The organism is Micromonospora palomenae (assembly GCF_007829925.1).
GTDB lineage: Bacteria > Actinomycetota > Actinomycetes > Mycobacteriales > Micromonosporaceae > Micromonospora > Micromonospora purpureochromogenes.
Genome location: NZ_VIXA01000005.1, coordinates 248,513 through 267,485, shown reverse-complemented (window position 1 = coordinate 267,485; position 18,973 = coordinate 248,513). Strand labels below are relative to the sequence as shown.

Sequence of the window (18,973 nt, the reverse complement as noted above, 5' to 3'; positions counted from 1 at the left end):
TCCTACTCCTCTGTACGGTTCAGTTGCGACAGGCTCGCCCAACGCGGGTCGATCTGCTGGTGGCTGTGGTCGGCCGGCAGATCGTCCCAGTGCACCCCGCACTCGGGGCACAGTCCAGGGCAGTCCTCCCGGCAGAGCGGGTTGGTCGGCAGCGTCAGCACCACCGCGTCCCGCAGCGCCGGCTCCAGGTCGATCAGATCGCCCTGCATCCGGCCCACCTCGTCCTCGTCGGTCGTCTCGTCCGTGGCGCTGTTCTCGTACGCGTACAGCTCCTGGACGTTCACGACCACCGAGTCGTTGATCTCGCGCAGGCACCGGCCGCACTCGCCCCGGACGGGACCGCTGATGGTCCCGGAGACGAGCACGCCCTCGGACACCGACTCCAACCTCAGGTCGAGGTCGAGGTCCGCGCCCTCCGGCACGCCGATCAACTCCACGCCGAGGTCCGCCGGTGCCGAGGCGACCCGCTTGACCGTACGCAACGCACCAGGCCGACGCGGCAGGTCCCTCGTGTCGAGGACCAGCGGCGACCTGGGATTGAGTGTCGATGGCGAGTGTTTGGGCATAGTCAGACTCCGGCCGGTGAGAGGCCGACAAAAAAGGTTACCTGGGCGACCACCCCAGCGTCGAACCGGGGGCGACGCCCACCTGAGAGTGTCGGCTGGTGAGGTGCCGCTCAGAAGGGTAGCGGGCGTTCGGCCTCGTCCCCACCGAAGGTGCCGATCTCGCGCAGCGCGTGCATCTTGTCCCGGCCGCGCTCGATCGAGGCCAGCGCCCGGGTCAGGAACTGCTCGAAGTTGGCCAGCGCCGTGTCGACGTAGTCGTCGACCTCGTCGCGCAGCCGCTGCGCCTCGGCCCGGGCCTCCGCGATGATCCGGGCGCCCTCGTGCTCCGCCGAGACGGTGATCTCGTTCACCGACACCAGGCGGGCGTGTTCCGCCTCACCCTCGCTGATGATCCGGTCGGCCTCCCGCTTGCCGGCCTCCATGATCTTGTCCCGCTCCTCCAGGAGGGCGGCGGCCCGGCGCAGGTCGGCGGGGAGTTCGGCGCGCAGCTCGTCCAGGACCGCGATCATCTCGCCCCGGTCGACCATGCAGTTGTTCCGCGACATCGGGACGGAGCGGGCCTGCTCCACCATGGCGATCAGTTCGTCGATGCGATCGAGCGGGTCCACCGGTACCTCACTCCTGTCGTTCGTCGGCCGACCTACATGATGCGGGTTACGGCCGGGTTCCCGCTCCACACATGATGTCCTGCGCGGGCGAGCCCCGCCCGATCCACCCCGGCGCGGCGCGTCGCGACGCGCCGCCCGTCGGTCTCGGCGGGCGGCGGTGGGCGGCGAACGTCAGGCCCGGTGCTCCGGGCCGAGCCGGGCGACCAGCTCGTGGCGCACCACGTCCGGCACGTGCGCGGAGATGTCGCCACCCCACTTCGCCACGTCCTTGACCAGGCTGGAGGAGAGGAAGGAGTAGAGCGGGTTGGTCGGCATGAACAGCGTCTCGACCCCGGCGAGGCCGATGTTCATCTGCGCCATCTGCAACTCGTAGTCGAAGTCGCTGACCGCCCGCAGGCCCTTGATCAACACGCTGGCCTCCTGCGCCCGACAGAAGTCGACCAGCAGGCCACGGAAGGACTCGACCCGGACGTTCTCGTACGAGGAGGTCACCTCGCGGAGCATGTCGATCCGCTCCTCGACGGTGAACAGGCCACTCTTCGCCTGGTTCACCAGCACGCCGACGATCACCTCGTCGAAGAGCCGACTGGCCCGTCCGATGATGTCGAGGTGTCCGTTGGTGACCGGGTCGAACGAGCCGGGACAGACCGCACGTCTCATGATCGGCGACCGTACCAAAGGGTGGTCTCGCCGTAACGGCGACTGCGCTCCGCGGTGACGCCCTCCACCCACTCGACCGGGCCGGTGCGGCTGGAGCGCTCCACCACCACCAGGGCTCCGGGGGCCAGCCAGTCGTGTTCCACCAGGGCGGCCAGCATGGCGGTGATGTCAACGTCGGGCACCGCGTACGGCGGGTCGGCGAAGACCACGTCGTACGGCTCGCCGCCCGGACCGGCCGCGAGCACGCCGGCCACCTTGCCGGTGACCAGCCGGGCGGCCGGGGCGGCCCGGAGCGCGGCGACGTTCTCCCTGATCACGCGCGCAGCGCGCGGGTCGGACTCGACCAGCAGCACGTGCTCGGCGCCCCGGGAGAGCGCCTCCAGCCCGACCGCGCCGGAGCCGGCGTACAGGTCGGCGAAGCGGGCGCCGGCCAGGTCGATCTCGGTCTGCACCGCGCTGAACAACGCCTCGCGGACCCGGTCGGAGGTGGGTCGGGTACCGGCGCCGGGCGGCGCGGCGATCCGCCGGCCGCCGAGCGTGCCGGCGACGATCCGGGTCACGGTCTACCCCTGCTCATGCAGATGACGCTACGCGACGGCCGGGCCGGCCCGGCCGACACGGTGCGTCCCGCACGGGTGCTCTCATGATCACTGCCGGTATATCAATGATCTCAGATTCATAACATGATCCTTAGCCCATCCTGAGCGCTGTAACGCCGACGGCGATCCGTTTAGGGTCGGCCGGGTGCCGGCGATGCTCCGCCGGCTGCGCGGCGCCGGGGAGCGCCGTCACGGGACGTGCCGCAATGCGACCGGGACCAGAGTCACCGCCACCCCACGCCGCACCCTGACGCATCCTCACCCCGGGAGTACGCGTGATCCGTCCCCAGCCGTCGCTCCGGCGACCGCTCGCCGTGGCCGCCGCCGCGCTGGCCGGCCTCGCCACGGCATTCGCCTTCGCGGCGCCGGCGAGCGCCACCAACACGTCGCCCTCGCCGTCCGCCTCCCCGACCGTGACGGCCTCGCCGAGCACGCCGACGCAGCCGGCGCCGAACTGCGTCAAGGCCGGCGACGCGAAGTACACGCACACCTTCGACGGCCCGAAGGGCACGGCCTCGATCACCCTGACCAACGGCCCGCTCTGCGCGGGCGAGCAGCAGGAGCTGGCCCTGGTGTCGTACGTGACGCCGTCGGCCACCTTCGCCGTGCCGCAGTACGTGCTCGACAAGTCGATCAAGAAGTTCGTCGGCGTGGCCGACGGCGAGCTGGGTGTGGCCACCCTGGACTTCCGGGTCGAGGTGCCGAACTGCCACACCCAGGTCGACTTCCTCTTCGGCAGCACGATCATCGACCCGCTCACCGACACCAGCGACCGGTACGGCGACCGCAAGGTCGGCAGCTCCTCCGGCATCGGCGCCCGGTCCACCGGCCCGAAGGGCTGGTACAACGGCGGCTCGGGCAGCTGCTCGGCGGCGCCCGAGGTGATCGCCGAGTCCGACTGCGCGGGCGGCGTCGAGCTGACCCTGGTCAACCGGACCGGCAACGCCGCGGCGACCTTCACCATCACCGGCAGCGGCGGCTTCACCGAGACCGTCACCGTGCCCATGCGCAAGATCGAGACCCGGAAGCTCAACCCCGGGCAGGCGCAGGAGATCACCGTGACGGCCGCGGGCATGAAGGACTTCACCGGCGGCTGGCAGAAGCCCGAGGACTGCCAGCAGCCCGAGGTCGGCGCGCCGGACGCCGAGTACGAGTCGACCTGCGACGAGATGACCTTCCGGATCAGCAACCCGGAGGACGGCGCGACCGTCACCGCGACCTTCACCCCGAGCAAGGGCGAGGCGAAGACGCTGACCGTCGAGCCGGGCCGTACCGGCTCGGTCAGCTTCAAGGCCGACAAGGGCCTGACCGTGACGGTGACCGGCGACCTGGACTCCGGCGGGCCGCTGGCCTGGAAGCAGCCAAAGGACTGCGCCGAGGGCGGCGCGGGCGGCGGCGAGCCCGGTGAGGGCCTGCCGGTGACCGGTGCGGCGGCCGGCGGCATCGCCGCGGGCGCGCTCGCCCTGCTGGCGGCCGGCGCGGCGCTCTTCGTCGTGGCCCGACGCCGACGGATCCGCTTCACCGCCTGATCCACTGTGGTCGCCTGAGGGCGCGCCGACCGACCGGTCGGCGCGCCCTTCGCGTACCGACCGTCCATCGTGGAGATGCAGTCGTCCGGTGACGCTCGGTCCATCGATGATCTCGAAACGGCAACAACCGCCCTCGGCGGCGGGACGGCCCACTACCCGTCGGTACAGTCACCCGGCGCGCTCGCGCTCGCGCGGACGCGCCGCGGCCCCGAGGAGGTCGCGCTGAGCCATGACCGCTCGGTCCCGCCGGCTCCCGCCTCCCCGGCCGCACACCCCGCGAATCTCCCCCCGTCAGGAGTACACGTGAACCGCCTGAAGTTCCGGCGCGTCGCGGCGATCGCCGCTGGCACGCTGATCGGCCTCGCCGGCGTCGCGACGGTCGCCGGACCCGCGATGGCCCACCACCCCGAGCCCTCGGGCACCTACTGCGCCGCGCCGGACGGCAAGATCATCGTCAGCTGGACCGTCGGCAACAGCGAGACCGACCTCGAGGGCACCATCACCAAGCTCGACTCGACCGTGCCGGGCAGCTTCACCGGCGCGCTGGCGCTGAACGCGGTGCTGCCCAAGAAGGGTGACGGCCCGCTGACCGGCACCCAGGCCCACACCTTCACCGGCGCGCTGCCGGAGCTCAAGCTGACCGTCGAGGCCCGCTGGGAGCGGGGCGACCGGATCATCACCGAGGAGCGCACCGTCTCCGCGCAGCCGGCCGGCGACTGCGCCGCAACCGAGTCGCCGTCGCCGAGCGCGCCGACCACGCCGGAGCCGACGAAGTCCCCGGAGCCGACCAAGTCCCCCGAGGTCACCCCGTCGCCGTCGACCACCAGCCCGACCGCGACGCCGTCGAGCACGCCGAGCGCGCCGGAGGAGCCGGTGTTCCGGCTCGAGGAGACCTGCGACGAGATGACCTTCATCGTGGAGAACCCGGCGAAGGGCATCCCCTTCACCGCCACGTTCACCACCGAGAAGGGCGTCACCAAGAAGCTCGAGTCGACCCCGGGCAAGACCAGCTCGGTCACCTTCGACGCGTACAAGGGCCTGAAGGTCACCGTCTCCTACGACGTGGTCGAGGGCTCCGAGACCATCGAGTACACCCAGCCGAAGAAGTGCGACGAGGGTGAGGGTGGCGGCCTGCCGGTCACCGGCGCCGCCACCGGTGGCATCGCCGCCGGTGCCGTCGTGCTGCTGGCCGCGGGCGCGATCCTGTTCGTGGTGGCCCGCCGCCGCCGGGTGCGCTTCACCGCCTGAGCACCACCTGCCTGAAGCCGAGGGCGCGTCGACCGACTGGTCGGCGCGCCCTCGCGCCGTTCCCGCCCGCGCCGCTGGACCTGCGGGAGGCCCGGCCCGGCGGCTCAGGTCGACCGGTGTTTGCGCCGGCCAGCGCGGACAGCGCACAGCGCGGGCGGCGCGGGCGGCGCGTGGTCCGCGCGGCCTGCCGCACCCGTGCGGGGCTACGTCACCACCCTGCGCGTCCTTTCGAGCTGATGACGTGAACGATTCAGCGCGGGCGAGTGCGGAACGATGCCCGCGGACCGGCGTGGGAACGGCACGGGGCGCGGCTCACCCCGCCGGTCCATCAGCAACCCCATGGCACGGCAGGGGGTGGTCGGAGGTGGCCGCCAAGAGGCGCGCGGGACGGGGGCGAGGCAGGCCGCCGTGAATCGTCTACGTCATCAGCTCGAAAGGACGCGCAGGGGGTGACGTGGCCTCGCACGGCGGGACGGACCGACAGCCCGACGATTCGGCGACGCCCGGCCCCCCACGCCCCGCCGGGGCGGCGCGCAGCCGGGGCGGCGCGCGGCCGGGCGGGGCGCAGCCGGGGCGGCGGGCGGCCGCGCCGGACGCAGCGGCACGACGCGCGACGTCCGGTCGGTCAGCCCTTTTCCAGGTACTCGGCGCGTTCCTCGTCCACCAGCGCGGCGACCGACGCGGCCAGCGCCGGGTGGCGGTCCAGCTCCGGGTCCTCCTCGACCAGGGCGATCGCCTCGGCGCGGGCGTCGCGGATCAGGTCGGTGTCGCGCAGCAGCGACAGCAGCCGCAGGTGCGACCGGCGCCCCGACTGGGTGGCGCCGAGCACGTCGCCCTCCCGGCGCTGTTCGAGGTCAAGTTCGGCCAGCTTGAAACCGTCCGTGGTGGAGGCCACCGCATCCAGGCGTTCGCGGGCCGAGGACCCCTCGGCAGCCTCGGTCACCAGCAGGCAGAGCCCGGGGGCGGTGCCCCGACCCACCCGGCCGCGCAGCTGGTGCAGCTGGGAGACACCGAACCGGTCGGCGTCCAGCACGATCATCACGGTGGCGTTCGGCACGTTGACGCCGACCTCCACCACGGTGGTGGCGACCAGCACGTCCAGGTTGCCGTCGGCGAAGGAGCGCATCACCGCGTCCTTCTCGTCGGCGGGCAGCTTCCCGTGCAGGACGCCGATCCGCAGCCCGTGCAGCGGCCCCTCGGCGAGTAGCGGCGCCACCTCCGTCACGGCCAGCGGCGGCCGCCGCCCGTTGTCGTCCTCCCGCGGCGGCTCCTCCTCGCTCTGCGGCCCCTCGCCGATCCGCGGGCACACCACGTACGCCTGGTGGCCGGCGGCGACCTCCTCGCGCAGCCGGCGCCACGCCCGGTCCAGGAAGGCCGGTTTCTCCGCCGCCGGCACCACGTGCGACGCGATCGGCGAGCGGCCCTGCGGCAGCTGGGACAGGGTGGAGGTCTCCAGGTCGCCGTAGACCGTCATCGCCACCGTGCGCGGGATCGGGGTCGCGGTCATCACCAGCACGTGCGGAGGCTGGTCGGCCTTGGACCGCAGCGCGTCGCGCTGCTCGACGCCGAACCGGTGCTGCTCGTCGACGACCACCAGGCCGAGGTCGGCGAAGTCCACCCCCTCGTAGAGCAGGGCGTGGGTGCCGAGCACGATGCCGGCCCGCCCCTCGGCGACCTCGGTCAGCGCCCGCCGCCGGGCCGCCGCCCCGAGCGAACCGGTGACCAGCTCCACCCGGGTGGCGTCGTCGGCCGCGCCCAGCTCACCGGCCATCGCCAGCGGGCCGAGCAGGTCGAGCATGCCCCGGTAGTGCTGCGCGGCGAGCACCTCGGTCGGGGCGAGCAGCGCCGCCTGCCCCCCGGCGTCGACCACCTGGAGCATGGCCCGCAGCGCCACCACCGTCTTGCCCGAACCCACCTCGCCCTGCAACAGCCGGTGCATCGGGTGCGGGGTGGCCAGGTCGGCGGCGATCTCGACGCCGACGTCGCGCTGCCCGGGAGTCAGCTCGTACGGCAGCCGGGCGTCGAACGCGTCGAGCAGTCCGCCGGGCTTCGGCGGGCGGGGCCGGGCCGGCCAAGACGCCGCCCGGTGCTTGCGCTGCACCAGGGTGAGCTGGACGGCGAACGCCTCGTCCCACTTGAGCCGGCGGCGCGCCCGGTAGAGCTCCTCCTTGCTGGAGGGGCGGTGGATCTCCCGCAGGGCGGTGCCGATGCCGACCAGGTTGCGCCCGGCTCGCACGGACGCCGGCAGCGGGTCCTCCGGCGGGGTGAAGGTGTCCAGCACCACCCGGACGCAGCGGGCGATCACCCAGGTCGGTACGGCCGCGGCGGCCGGGTAGACCGGGATCAGCGCGCCGGCGAACTCCTCGATCTCCTCGCTCGCCGCCGCCTCGCCGTCGGTCGAATCCCCGAGGAGCTGGTATTCCGGGCCGTTGAGCTGCCGCTTGCCCCGGAACTCGGTGACCTTGCCGGCGAAGAGCCCCCAGCGCCCGGGGCGCAGCTCCCGCTCCCGCCACGCCTGGTTGCCGAAGAAGGTCAGGGTGAGCACGCCGCCGGAGCCGTCGCCGACGGTCACCTCCAGCAGGTTGCCCCGGCGCTGGCGCATCGGCCGCACCGCCGTGCGCTGCACCTGGGCCAGCACGGTGACCTGCTCGCCCACGTCGAGGGAGCGGATGTCGGTGTGCTCGCCGCGCTCGTCGTACCGGCGGGGGAAGTGGTAGACCAGGTCGCCGGCGGTGTGCAGGTCGAGGTGGCTGGCCAGGGCCTTGGCCGTCTTCTCCCCGACCAGCTTCTTCAGCGGCGTGTCCACCGTGGACGCCTCGGACGTCATTCGACCCCCACCAGGAGCGGATAGTGCGGCTGGCCGCCCGGGTACGCCTGCACCTCGACGAACGGCCAGCGCCGGCCGACGTGCGCGCGCACCGCGTCGGCGAGACCGTCCGGGGCGTCCGCGCCGGTGAGCAGGGTGACCAGCTCACCACCGCCGCCCAGCATCCGGTCGACCACCGCGGCGCAGGTGTCGACCAGGTCGGCGCCGATCAGGTGCACCTCCCCCTCCACCAGCGCCAGCACGTCGCCGGGGCGGCAGGGGCCGGCCACGGTGAGCGCCTCCCGGCTGGCGTGGCAGACCTCGGCGTACCGGCAGGCGCCGGCGGCCTCGGCCATCGCGATCACGTCGTCCTCGAAGCGCCGCCGGGGGTCGCGCACCGCGAGCGCGGCCAGCGCCTGCACCGGCGAGCGGGTCGGCACCACGCTGACCTTGATGCCCAGCCGGTGCGCCTCCTTCGCGGCGGCGCTCGCCACGGCCTGGGTGTTCGGGTCGTTGGGGAGCACCACCACGCGGGCCGCGTCGGTGGCACGGATCGCGTCCAGCAGCTCGCCGGTGGACGGGTTGCCCGGCACGACCGTGGCCCCCTCGCCGGCGAAGAGTTCCGCGATGCCCGCGCCGGCGGCGACCACCACGGCCGCCCGACCGTCCGCGGACGGGCCGGGCCGGGGCGCCGGCGCGGTCTGGTCGGCGAAGCGGGTCACCGAGATCCGGTACGGCCGGCCGGCGACCACGCCCGCCTCGACCGCGGCGCCCACGTCGTTGACGTGCACGTGCACGTTCCAGGTGGTGGAGGCCGCCGGTGATGCGCCGTCGCCGACCACCACCAGCGAGTCGCCCAGCCCGGCCAGTTCGGCGCGCATCCGGGCCACCGCCTCGTGGTCGGCGTCGAGCAGGAACTGCACCTCGTACGCGTACTCGTCGGAGCCGGCCTCGCGGACGGTGGTGAGCGGCGGGCGGACCGCCCGGGTCACCGGCGCCGGCCGGGGTGGGCTCTCCCCGGTGACCACCTCGACCAGCGCGTCGAGCAGCAGGCAGAGACCCCGGCCGCCGGCGTCGACGACGCCGGCCCGGGCCAGCTCGGGCAGCTGCTCCGGGGTGCGGGCCAGGGCGCGGGCGGCCTCGCCCGCCGCCGCCCGGGCCACCGTGCGCAGGTTGTCGCTGTCGGCCTGCTCGGCGGCCGTCGCGGCGGCCGCGACCACCGTCAGCAGGGTCCCCTCCACCGGGCGGGCGACGGCCGCGTAGGCCGCGTCGGCGGCGGCGCGCAGCGCGACGGCCAGCTCCCGGCCGGCGACGGCCGGGACGGGGGCGAGCGCGTCGGCCAGGCCGCGCAGGATCTGCGACAGGATCACCCCGGAGTTGCCCCGGGCGCCGAGCAGCGCCCCGCGCGCCATCAGCCGCAGCGCGTGCCCGTGCGCGGTGGGCCCGTCCCCCGGGAGGGTGTCGAGGTCCATCGCCAGCGCCTGCTGGGCGGAGGTGAGAGTGAGCACCATGTTGGTGCCGGTGTCGCCGTCGGGGACGGGGTATACGTTGAGCTCGTCGATCTCGCCCTGGTGGCGCCGCAGCGCGGTGAGCCCACCCGCGCACCAGCGGCGCACCGCGGCGGCGTCGAGGGTGTCCAGCACGGCCAGAAGCCTACTGTCGCGCACCGACACCCGCCCGGGCCGGACGGCCCGCCCCGGCGTGTCTCCCGCGCCCGCCGTGACGGTGGCCCGGCTCACAGCCGGCCGGTCCCTCCGGGGCGGTTGGTCCGACACCCCGGTCATCGGGTAACCTGGCCAGGTTGCCCGGGCAGCGCCTGCCGGCGACCTCATGAACGTATCAATCCCAGGAGTATCCCGTGGCTAGCGTGTGCGACGTCTGTGGCAAGGGACCGGGCTTCGGCCACAACGTGTCCCACTCGCACCGGCGGACCAACCGCCGCTGGAACCCGAACATCCAGTCGGTGCGTACCCCGGCCGGTGGCGGTAACACCAAGAAGATGCAGGTCTGCACCTCGTGCATCAAGGCCGGCAAGGTCACCCGCGCCTGACGCGGTAACGCCTCCAGCTCGAACATTCGCCAGCACCGGCGGGCCGTGACGGTCCGCCGGTTCTGTCGTGTCCGGGGCCGATCGCCGCACCGGTGACCGGTCCCCGACGACTCTCTCGACCCGCCCCCGGCGCCCGGCTACGGTCTGCGTGCGCCGCCCGACCGACCGGTCTCCGGCCTCGGCGCACCGACGCCGTACGGAGGACGACCGGTGGACCTGGACCTGGGCCGCGACGAGCTGATCTTCATCGGCGCGGCGCTCGGCATGCTGCGCTGGCTCGACGAGCAACTCCCGCCCGGCGCCGTGGTGCTGGTCGAGGAGCCCGACGTCATCCGCCGCCGGGACGTCGCGGCGCTCGCGGCCGACCTGCCCGTCGTCTCGCGGGTGGTGCCCGCCGAGTACCAGACCGGGCTGGACGTCGACGCGCTGCTGACCCGGGAACCGGGGCTGGCCACCGCGCGGCTGGTGGTGCCCGGCATCGAGTACGCCGTCCCGGCCGCCGCCCGGCTGGCCGACCGGCTCGGCCTACCCGGCGCCGGCCCGGAGGCCGCCGAGATCTTCGCCGACAAGCACCGGATGCGGCAGGTCGCGGCCGGGGCCGGGCTGCCCAACCCGGCGTACGAGCTCGTCGGCACGCCCGAGCGGGCGGCGGCCTTCGCGCAGCGCTTCGGCGGCCGGTGCGTGCTGAAGCCGACCCGGCGCTCCGGCAGCCTCGGCGTGCAGCTGATCACCGAACCGGCGGCGATCGCCTCGGCCTGGGCGACGACCGCCGCGCCGGAGGAGCCGCCCGAGGCCACCGACCGGGGCCTGCCCACCGAGGTGCTGGTCGAGCAGCTGGTCGTCGGCCCCGAGCACAGCGTCGAGCTGCTGGTCGCCGACAGCGAGGTGTGCTTCGCCAACGTCACCGACAAGCGGGTGCTGCCCGGCCCCCGACCGGTCGAGACCGGTCACACCGTGCCGTCCGCCCTGCCCGCGGCCGCCCGGGCCGAGCTGGTCGAGGTCGCCAGCCGGCTGGCGGCGGCGGCCGGGTTCCGCACCGGGGTGCTGCACAGCGAGTGGATCGTCGCCGACGGGGTGCCGACCCTGGTGGAGTGCGCCGCCCGACTGCCCGGCGACATGATCGCCGCGCTGGTCTCGGTCGCGTACGACTGCGGGTTCATCCCCGCGTACCTGCGGCTGCTGCGCGGCGAACGGCCCGCGCTGCCGGCCCGGCCGGCGGGCGCGGCGGCGGTGGAGTTCCTGCTCGCCCCGCCCGGCACGGTGACCGCCGTGACGGGCGTGCGCGCCGCGCTGCGGGCGCCCGGGGTGCTCAGCGCGCAGGTGGACGTCGCGGTCGGCGACACCCTCGGCGAGGTGGTCTGCTCGGCCCGGCGCAGCGGTCTGGTGCTGGCCTGGGGCGACGACCCGGCCGAGGCGACCCGGGCCGCCCGGCACGCGGCGGGGCTGGTGGAGATCAGCGTCGGCTGAGACCGACCCCGCCGGACCGGGTCAGAGGGTACGGCCGAAGGAGAGGCAGCCCGGCGCGTCGGCGTAGAAGCCGAAGTTGGGGATCCGCTCGTACCCGGCCGAGGTGTACATGCCGATCGCCTCGGGCTGCTTGTCGCCGCACTCCAGGATCATCCGCTTGCGCCCGTGGTAGCGGGCGGACTCCTCGACGGCGGCCAGCACGGCGCGGGCCACCCCGCGGCCCCGGGCGGTCGGGGCGGTGTACATCCGCTTCAGCTCGGCGGTGTCGTCGCCGTGGCTGCGCCAGCCGCCGCAGCCGACCGGTTCGCCGTCGAGGTACGCGACCAGGAAGGCGCCCTGCGGTGGGACGAACTCGGCCGCGTCGACCGGCGTCTCGTCGCCGCTGCCGCCGTACCGCTGGCCCAGGTCGGCCAGGGCCGCGCGGATCAGCGACCGCGCCACCGGCGAGTCGAAAGCCAGCGCGCGAATCTCGATCTCACTCACGGGTGAAGGGTACGACCACCCCTTACCGGAAGTGGTCCCAGCCCCGACCGTCGTACTTCTCACCGTCGACGGTGACGCCGGCGCCCTCCACCACCCGGCCGACCGGCCGCCACTCGTCGGGCAGCGCCACCGAGCGCGGGAAGGTCGCGGCGAGCGCGTGGTCGTCGCCCCCGGCGAGGATCCACGAGTACGGGTCGACGCCGAGCGCCTGCGCGGCGTCGCGCATCTGGCGGGGCACCTCGAAGGCGTCCCGGTGCACGTCGAGGCCGACCCCGCTGGCCTTCGCCACGTGCCCCAGGTCGGCCAGCAGCCCGTCCGAAATGTCGATCATGGCGGTGGCGCCGAGCCGGGCCGCGTGCGGGCCGGCGGCGTACGGCACCTCCGGCCGCCGGTACGCCTCGACCAGCAGCCGGGGCGTGCGGAACCCACGGGAGAGCACGGTCAGCCCGGCCGCCGCCCAGCCGCTGCGCCCGGCCACCGCCACCACGTCCCCGGGCCGCGCCCCGGAGCGCACCACCGGCGCCCGGCCGCCCAGGTCGCCGAGGGCGGTGACGGCGATGGTCAGGGTCGGGCTGGCGGACATGTCCCCGCCCACCACGCTCGCCCCCACCTTGGCCGCCTCCGCGGCCAGCCCGTCGGCCAGCTCCTCCGCCCAGGCCGTCTCCAGGTCCGTCGGCATGCAGAGCGCGACCAGCAGCGCGGTCGGGGTGGCCCCCATGGCGGCGATGTCGGCCAGGTTGGCCGCCGCCGCCCGGTGGCCGACGTCCCGCGCGCCGGACCAGTCCCGCCGGAAGTGCCGCCCCTCGACCAGCACGTCCGTCGACGCGACCACCCGCGCGTCCGGGGCGGCGACCACCGCGCCGTCGTCGCCCGGACCGAGCAGGCAGCCCGATCCGTACGTCAGCCGCGCGGTCACCCGGTCGATCAGGCCGAACTCCCCGACACCCCCGACACTCATGCCACTCCCTCGCCGCGCTCGCTCACTGCTTCCCCTCGACCACCGATAGGGATCACGCCTGCTCCGTAAGGTACTTTCACCCTTCGGGCCGCCCACGGGCGGCGACGGACGGAGGTCGAGTCGTGGTACAGGCGTACATCCTCATCCAGACCGAGGTCGGCCGGGCGCGTGACGTGGCCGGGCTGATCGCGGACCTTGCCGGCGTGGTACGGGTCGACGCCGTCACCGGGCCGTACGACGTGGTGGTGCTCACCGAGGCGAACACCGTCGACGAGCTCGGCAAACTCATCGTCAGCAAGGTGCAGATGGTGCCCGGCATCACCCGCACCCTCACGTGTTCGGTGGTGCGCCTGTAAGTGGACGAGATGACTTCCTCCCCGACCGCCGGCGCCGAGCCGGCCGAGCAGACCGCCGGCCCGAAGCCGGCCGCGCCGACCGCCGCCCGCAAGCCGGGCTGGGACCGGTCGACCCGCCGGGCCGCGCTGGTCGCCACCCTGGTCGCGGTGCCGGTGACGGTGGCCGTGGCCGGGTTCACCTTCGCCAAGCTGGCGCCGGACACCCCGGCCGCCGCGCCCAGCCCCACCGCCACCACCGCCCGCCCGCAGTCCACCACCCCGGTCGAGATGGCCGCCCCGGCGCTGGCCGCCCGGCCGGCCACCGTCTGCCGGGCGCTGATGTCACAGCTCCCGCCGTCGGTGCGGGACCTGGCCCAGCGGCCGGTGACCGCCGGCGCCGAGCAGAACGCCGCGTACGGCGACCCGGCCCTCACCGTGGCCTGCGGCGGCGCCGAGCCGGCCGTCCCGGCCACCGGCGACGTCTGGACGGTCAACAAGGTCTGCTGGTACGCGGCCGAGGAGGCCGGCGCGACCGTGCTCACCACCGTCGACCGGGAGACCGCCGTCCGGGTCACCGTCCCCCGCGCGTACGAGCAGCCGTTGCAGTGGATCGCCCCGCTCGCCGACGCCGTGGTCGCCTCGGTCCCCTCCGCCGGCGACACCCCCGCCGGCTGCACCGCCTGACCCCCCGCCCGGGCCCACGCCCGGACTCGGGTGCACTTTCTGAGCAAGAGTGGCCATTCGCGCGCGGATGGCCACTCTTTCCGTGAAAGTGGGCGGATCTTGAGGGGGGCGCGGGTCAGCGGGGGCCGGCGTTGCGGTGCAGGGCGGTGCGGATGAGGCGGTTGACCAGCTTGGGGTACTCCAGGCCGGAGGCCGCCCACATCCGGGGGAACATCGACGTCGGGGTGAAGCCCGGCATCGTGTTGATCTCGTTGAGGTAGACGTCCAGCTCCGGGGTGACGAAGAAGTCGACCCGGGCCAGGCCGGAGCAGTCCAGCGCGGTGAAGGCCCGGGTGGCGTACTCGCGCACCTGCCGGGTCACCTCGTCCGGCAGCCCGGCGGGGATGTCGTACTCGCAGGCGTCGTCGATGTACTTGGCCTCGAAGTCGTACCAGTCGTGGCCGGAGACCACCCGCACCTCGGCCAGCACGGACGCCTCGGGCGCGCCGCCCGCCTCGCCCTCCAGCACGCCGCACTCGATCTCGCGGCCGACGATGGCGCCCTCGACCAGCACCTTGGTGTCGATCTCGCGGGCGGTGGCGACCGCCGCGTCGAGCTGCGCCCAGTCGTCGACCTTGGTGATGCCGAACGACGAGCCGGCCCGGGACGGCTTGACGAAGACCGGCAGGCCGAGCCGCTGCTTGTCCTGCTCGCTGAGCGTCATCCCGTTGCGCAGCACCGCGTACGGGCCGACCGGGATGCCCTCGGCGGCGCAGAGCTTCTTGGTGAACTCCTTGTCCATCGCGGCGGCGGAGGCGAAGACGTTCGCCCCGACGTACGGGATGTCGGCCATCTCCAGCATGCCCTGGATGGTGCCGTCCTCGCCGTACGCGCCGTGCAGCACCGGGAAGACCACGTCCACGTCGGCGAGCGCCCGGGGCCCCTCGGTCGGGTCGAGCACCATCAGGCCACCCGCGGTCGGGTCGGCGCGGAGCACCACCTCGGCACCGGAGCCGGCGGTGATCTCCGGCAGCTTGCGGTCGCTGATGGCGAGCCGGGCCGGGTCACCGCTGGCCAGCACCCACTGCCCCTGGCGGGTGATGCCGACCGGCACCACCTCGAACTCGTCGGGGTCCAGCGCGCCGAGCACACTGCCGGCGCTGACGCAGGAGATGCCGTGCTCGGGGCTGCGGCCGCCGAAGACGATCGCCACGCGGGTCTTGCCTGGGGTGGTCACTGGGTCACCTCTCGGTACGCGACTGCGGAGCCGCCAGCGGCGCTCACCCGGTCGACCTTACTGTGGGTGGCGGCGCGCCGAAGGCGATACCCGGGAGGACGCGTACCTCCCTCGCAAACGGTCACCCGTACCGATACGGTGCGTAGTCGACTCAGTCGCCTCCGACGCTGACGGCGCCGTGCCGGCGGCCGACGGCGATGACCTTCACCCGCTGCCGCCCGGCGCGCACCATGCCCAGCGCCATGAACGCCCCGGCGATCCGGTCGGCGGCCTCCCGGCTGCTCGCACCGACCACCTGGCGGCGGCGCTCGGGGGCCCGTCGCTCGTCCCGGACCTCGCCCTCGACGGGGCGGACGTCCGTGAGCACCACGAGGAAACGGGTCATCGCCGCTCGCCCTGCCATCCGGTCAGCCTCATCCCGCAGTCCCTCCGCGATGGACGGTGGCGGTGGCACGTGGCGATCGGGTACGGGGGAGTAAACCCGATCGCCACGCGCCCCATCCCCTCCGGTCGCTCACCACCGCCGTCGCCACGACAACCGTTGGTGAGGACGCCATCACAGATTGACAGGTGGACACGCGTGAATGCAACTCTCATCGACGTTCTCTCATGCACGCGTTCCCGGAAAGATATGTCACCATCGACGTATGGCTCCGAAGACCGCCCGGGCCCGCCGGCTGGGCATCGCCCTGCGCACCCACCGCGAGGCCGCCGGCCTGACCCTCGAGGCCGCCGCCGACGAGATCAACAGCACCCGCAGCACCCTGTCCCGCTACGAGAACGCCCAGACGCTGGTCAGCCCGGCCACCGTGCGCGCGCTGCTCAGCCTCTACGGCGTCGGGTCGGACGACATCGCGGCGGCGGTGCAGCTGGCCAAGGACACCCGTAAGCCCGGGTGGTGGGTGCCGTACTCGCACCTGCTGGACAAACGCACCATCGACTTCATCGCCCTGGAGGCGGAGGCGACCGGCATCGCCAACTTCGAGCCCTCGGTGGTGCCCGGCCTGTTGCAGACCGCGGACTACATCCGGGGCGTGATGCGCGGCGGGCCGCACACCCTCGGCGACGACCAGGTCGAGCAGCGGGTGCAGCTACGGCTGGACCGGCAGCAGCGGATCACCGCCGACGACCCGCCCATCTTCGACGCGATCATCGACGAGGGCGCGCTGCTGCGCCCGGTCGGCGACCGCTCGGTGATGGAGCGGCAGCTGCACCACCTGCTCAAGATGGCCGAGCTGCCCAACGTCACGGTGCAGGTCATCCCGCTGGCGGCGGGCTACCACCGGGGCACCCGCGGCTCGCTGCACATCCTGGAGTTCGCCGACCCCGAGGACCCGATCATCGCCTCGGTGGAGACGGTCGCCGGGCAGATGGTCCTCGACCGGCCGGGCGACCTGCGTACCTGCACCAAGATCATGGAACACCTGCGGACCGTCGCGCTCAGCCCGACGGACAGCCGCGACCAGCTCCTGCAACTGTTGAAGGGACGGTAGGACCATGACACCGACGATCAGCGCGGCGCTGGCGACGGCCAGCTGGCGCAAGAGCACATACAGCGGGGACCAGGGCGCCTGCGTGGAGCTGGCGACCGTGCCGGACCTGGTGGCGGTCCGCGACTCGAAGGACCCGGCCGGCCCGGTGCTGCTCTTCCCCACGGCCGCCTGGGCCGCCTTCGCCACCGCCCCACCCCGCCCCTGACCCCGGCCCCACCCATCGGGTTGGTCACGAAGTTCGCGTCCCGGATGGCCCGACCCGGGACGCGGACTCCGTGGTCAACCCGGTGGGCCGCCGGGCCGGGTCAGGCCGCCAGGGTGGGCTGGGGAGCGGGAGCGGCGCGCAGCGCCTCCAACGCGGCGATGGCCACGCCGCGCGCGCCGGCCATGTCGCGGTCGGGCACCAGGGCGAAGGTGGCCACCGCCGCCTGCTCGGCGCGGAGCACCGTGTTTTCCCGCACGGTGGCCAGGAACCACTCCCGGAACTCCGGCGCCGCCTCCACCACCCCACCCCCGACGAAGTACGCGTGCGGGTCGGTGAAGTTGGCCGCGATGGTGAACAGCCGGCCGAGCGCCGCCGCCTGCTGGGCGAAGACCTCCCGGGCCAGTTCGTCGCCGCGCTCGGCGTACGCCCGCAGCAGCTTGGCGGCCCGGTCGGCCGGCTCGGCGGCGAGCGGGTGGGCGGGGTGGCGCCCCAGCCAGAACGGCAGCAAACTGCGCCGGATCCCGGTCAGCGAGGCGATGCTCTCGGCGTCCCCGACGAAGCCGCAGGCGCAGGTCGGCTCCGGCTGGCCGGGGGCGAGCAGCCCGGTCAGCGGGATGTGCACGTGCCCGAACTCGCCGGCCATCCCGGCCGCGCCGGTGACCACCCGACCGTTCTCCACCACGCCGCCGCCGAGCCCGGTGCCGACGATCGCCGACACCGAGGAGCGGACCATCGCCTCCGCTCCGAAGTGGACGTGGTGGGCGTAGAGCGCGGCCGCGTTGCCGTCGTTGTGGTAGACCACCGGCAGGCCGAGCCGCCGCTCCAGCGCGCCGCGCACGTCGTACCCGTGCCAGGCCGGCTGGGCGAAGTTGGTCGACCCCCGCGAGGAGATGACGCCGGTCGCGCTGGCCGGCCCCGGCGTGTCCAGCCCGACCGCCCGCACCAGCTCGCGGGGCACGCCGGTGTGCGCCAGGACGCCGTCCAGCGCGCGGGCCAGCGCCTCGATCGCCGCCTCCGGGCCGGCCTGGACCTCGCTGGGGATCTCCAGCAGCCCGTCGACCAGGAACCGGCCGTCCAGGGTGAGCACGGTGGCGTTGTCGCTCGTGCCACCGTTGTCCAGACCGACCACCACCGGCACGTCCACGCTGCCACCGCCTCCCGCCCGACCTTGGAACGAGGCTAGTTCCCGTCTTTCGCCCCCGCCATGCCGCGAACGGCCATCACGCCCGCCGATCGGCGGCCGGGCGGTCAGTCCGGCCGGCGGGCGGTGACCGCGGTGGCGTCCCACTCCGGCTCTCGCACCACCGCCGGCACCAGCCCCAGCGCGCTCATCGCCGCGCAGAGGGCGTCCGCCTGGGTCTCGCTGACCTCCACCACCAGGTGGCCACCGGGCGCCAGCCAGTCCACCGCCCCGGCCGCCACCCGGCGCAGCACGGCCAGCCCGTCCGCCCCGCCGTCCAGCGCCACCGGCGCCTCGTGCAGCCGCGCCTCGGCCGGCAGCAGCGCCACCGCCTCCGTCGGCACGTACGGGGCGTTGGCCACCACCAGGTCGAGCCGTCCCCGCCAGGCCGACGGGAGCGGGTCGTACAGGTCGCCGGTCAGCACCGGCACGTCGTGGCCGGCGAGGTTGCGCCGGGCGCAGGCCACCGCGGCCGGGTCCACGTCGACGGCGGCGAGCCAGCGCGGGGCGAGGCGCCCGGCGAGGGCGAGCGTGGTGCCGCCGGAGCCGCAGCAGAGGTCGACCACCGCCGGCGCCGGCCCGGCGACCGCGGCCGCGGCCTCCACCAGCAGGGCGGTACGGCCCCGCGGCACGAAGACGCCGGGGTCGACGGCGACCCGCAGCCCGCAGAACTCGGCCCAGCCGAGCAGGTGTTCCAGGGGAACGCCGGCGACCCGGCGGTCGGCGAGCGCGGTCAGCGTCTCGGCGGAGTCGGCCGCGGTGAGGAGCAGTTCCGCCTCGTCCTCGGCGTAGACGCAGCCGGCGGCGCGCAGCCGCGAGACGAGAGCAGGACGGTCGACGTGGAACGCGGTCGGTGCCATGGGATGCCTTTCGGGAACGCTCGTCG

Annotated in this window: 20 protein-coding genes; 8 read left to right on the top strand and 12 right to left on the bottom strand. The window is 74.2% G+C overall.

Features of this window, described 5'->3' with window-relative positions:
* Positions 1–2 precede the first annotated feature (2 nt).
* The 4 genes from FHX75_RS28195 to rsmD all read right to left on the bottom strand — a co-directional run bounded on the left by FHX75_RS28195 (position 3) and on the right by rsmD (position 2,394).
* Positions 3–566, bottom strand: coding sequence for a YceD family protein (locus FHX75_RS28195; RefSeq protein ID WP_154943402.1), 564 nt, complete (start codon positions 564–566; stop codon positions 3–5).
* 110 nt (positions 567–676) lie between these two features.
* On the bottom strand, positions 677–1,174 hold the full coding sequence (locus FHX75_RS28190) for an SPFH domain-containing protein (RefSeq protein WP_154943401.1): 498 nt from the start codon (positions 1,172–1,174) through the stop codon (positions 677–679).
* A gap of 171 nt (positions 1,175–1,345) precedes the next feature.
* Positions 1,346–1,834, bottom strand: coding sequence for a pantetheine-phosphate adenylyltransferase (coaD, locus tag FHX75_RS28185; RefSeq protein WP_154943399.1), 489 nt, complete (start codon positions 1,832–1,834; stop codon positions 1,346–1,348).
* The gene (gene rsmD, locus FHX75_RS28180) at positions 1,831–2,394 is read right to left on the bottom strand and encodes a 16S rRNA (guanine(966)-N(2))-methyltransferase RsmD (RefSeq protein WP_154943398.1); all 564 of its coding nucleotides are present in this window, start codon (positions 2,392–2,394) and stop codon (positions 1,831–1,833) included. Before rsmD ends, coaD begins: the two co-directional genes overlap by 4 nt.
* A 314-nt stretch (positions 2,395–2,708) precedes the next feature.
* On the opposite strand from rsmD, the gene FHX75_RS31035 reads away from it, so the two are divergent.
* Both FHX75_RS31035 and FHX75_RS28170 read left to right on the top strand, forming a co-directional pair.
* Positions 2,709–3,962, top strand: a complete 1,254-nt coding sequence (locus FHX75_RS31035) for a cell wall anchor protein (RefSeq protein ID WP_170285490.1) — start codon at positions 2,709–2,711, stop codon at positions 3,960–3,962.
* A gap of 303 nt (positions 3,963–4,265) precedes the next feature.
* Positions 4,266–5,210 carry a cell wall anchor protein gene (locus FHX75_RS28170; protein ID WP_154943396.1) on the top strand — a complete coding sequence of 315 codons (945 nt, stop codon included), beginning with the start codon at positions 4,266–4,268 and terminating at the stop codon, positions 5,208–5,210.
* A gap of 625 nt (positions 5,211–5,835) precedes the next feature.
* On the opposite strand, the gene recG is transcribed toward FHX75_RS28170, so the two are convergent.
* Entirely contained in the window at positions 5,836–8,037 is a 2,202-nt protein-coding gene (recG, locus tag FHX75_RS28165) for an ATP-dependent DNA helicase RecG (RefSeq protein ID WP_154943395.1), read from the bottom strand.
* Positions 8,034–9,659, bottom strand: a complete 1,626-nt coding sequence (locus FHX75_RS28160; protein WP_154943394.1) for a DAK2 domain-containing protein — start codon at positions 9,657–9,659, stop codon at positions 8,034–8,036. Before FHX75_RS28160 ends, recG begins: the two co-directional genes overlap by 4 nt.
* A 215-nt stretch (positions 9,660–9,874) precedes the next feature.
* Between FHX75_RS28160 and rpmB the strand changes: the two genes are divergently transcribed.
* Positions 9,875–10,066 (top strand): 50S ribosomal protein L28, encoded by a 192-nt coding sequence (gene rpmB / locus FHX75_RS28155; protein WP_088963534.1) that lies wholly within the window; start codon positions 9,875–9,877, stop codon positions 10,064–10,066.
* A gap of 210 nt (positions 10,067–10,276) precedes the next feature.
* Entirely contained in the window at positions 10,277–11,533 is a 1,257-nt protein-coding gene (locus FHX75_RS28150; RefSeq protein ID WP_154943392.1) for an ATP-grasp domain-containing protein, read from the top strand.
* Between the two features lie 21 nt (positions 11,534–11,554).
* On the opposite strand, the gene FHX75_RS28145 is transcribed toward FHX75_RS28150, so the two are convergent.
* Together FHX75_RS28145 and FHX75_RS28140 are read right to left on the bottom strand one after the other, a co-directional pair.
* Positions 11,555–12,016 (bottom strand): GNAT family N-acetyltransferase, encoded by a 462-nt coding sequence (locus FHX75_RS28145; protein ID WP_154943390.1) that lies wholly within the window; start codon positions 12,014–12,016, stop codon positions 11,555–11,557.
* A gap of 22 nt (positions 12,017–12,038) precedes the next feature.
* Positions 12,039–12,974: a thiamine-phosphate kinase gene (locus FHX75_RS28140; protein WP_154943388.1), complete on the bottom strand. Its 936-nt coding sequence runs from the start codon at positions 12,972–12,974 to the stop codon at positions 12,039–12,041.
* A 122-nt stretch (positions 12,975–13,096) separates the two neighbouring features.
* Here FHX75_RS28140 and FHX75_RS28135 point away from each other — a divergent pair, with 122 nt between their 5' ends.
* Positions 13,097–13,330, top strand: coding sequence for an Lrp/AsnC ligand binding domain-containing protein (locus tag FHX75_RS28135; protein ID WP_013284547.1), 234 nt, complete (start codon positions 13,097–13,099; stop codon positions 13,328–13,330).
* Entirely contained in the window at positions 13,331–13,993 is a 663-nt protein-coding gene (locus FHX75_RS28130) for a DUF3515 family protein (RefSeq protein ID WP_425463541.1), read from the top strand.
* 115 nt (positions 13,994–14,108) lie between these two features.
* On the opposite strand, the gene FHX75_RS28125 is transcribed toward FHX75_RS28130, so the two are convergent.
* Positions 14,109–15,209: a D-alanine--D-alanine ligase family protein gene (locus tag FHX75_RS28125; protein WP_154943384.1), complete on the bottom strand. Its 1,101-nt coding sequence runs from the start codon at positions 15,207–15,209 to the stop codon at positions 14,109–14,111.
* Positions 15,210–15,360: 151 nt separating this feature from the next.
* Complete coding sequence (locus tag FHX75_RS28120) at positions 15,361–15,594, bottom strand: hypothetical protein (RefSeq protein ID WP_154943382.1); 234 nt, start codon at positions 15,592–15,594, stop codon at positions 15,361–15,363.
* Between the two features lie 262 nt (positions 15,595–15,856).
* Here FHX75_RS28120 and FHX75_RS28115 point away from each other — a divergent pair, with 262 nt between their 5' ends.
* Entirely contained in the window at positions 15,857–16,702 is an 846-nt protein-coding gene (locus FHX75_RS28115; protein WP_154943380.1) for a helix-turn-helix domain-containing protein, read from the top strand.
* 4 nt (positions 16,703–16,706) lie between these two features.
* The gene (locus FHX75_RS28110) at positions 16,707–16,907 is read left to right on the top strand and encodes a DUF397 domain-containing protein (RefSeq protein WP_154943378.1); all 201 of its coding nucleotides are present in this window, start codon (positions 16,707–16,709) and stop codon (positions 16,905–16,907) included.
* 100 nt (positions 16,908–17,007) lie between these two features.
* Here FHX75_RS28110 and FHX75_RS28105 read toward each other — a convergent pair whose 3' ends face one another.
* Positions 17,008–18,051 (bottom strand): ROK family protein, encoded by a 1,044-nt coding sequence (locus tag FHX75_RS28105; RefSeq protein WP_154943377.1) that lies wholly within the window; start codon positions 18,049–18,051, stop codon positions 17,008–17,010.
* 104 nt (positions 18,052–18,155) lie between these two features.
* Positions 18,156–18,947: a putative protein N(5)-glutamine methyltransferase gene (locus FHX75_RS28100; protein WP_154943375.1), complete on the bottom strand. Its 792-nt coding sequence runs from the start codon at positions 18,945–18,947 to the stop codon at positions 18,156–18,158.
* Positions 18,948–18,973: the final 26 nt, after the last annotated feature.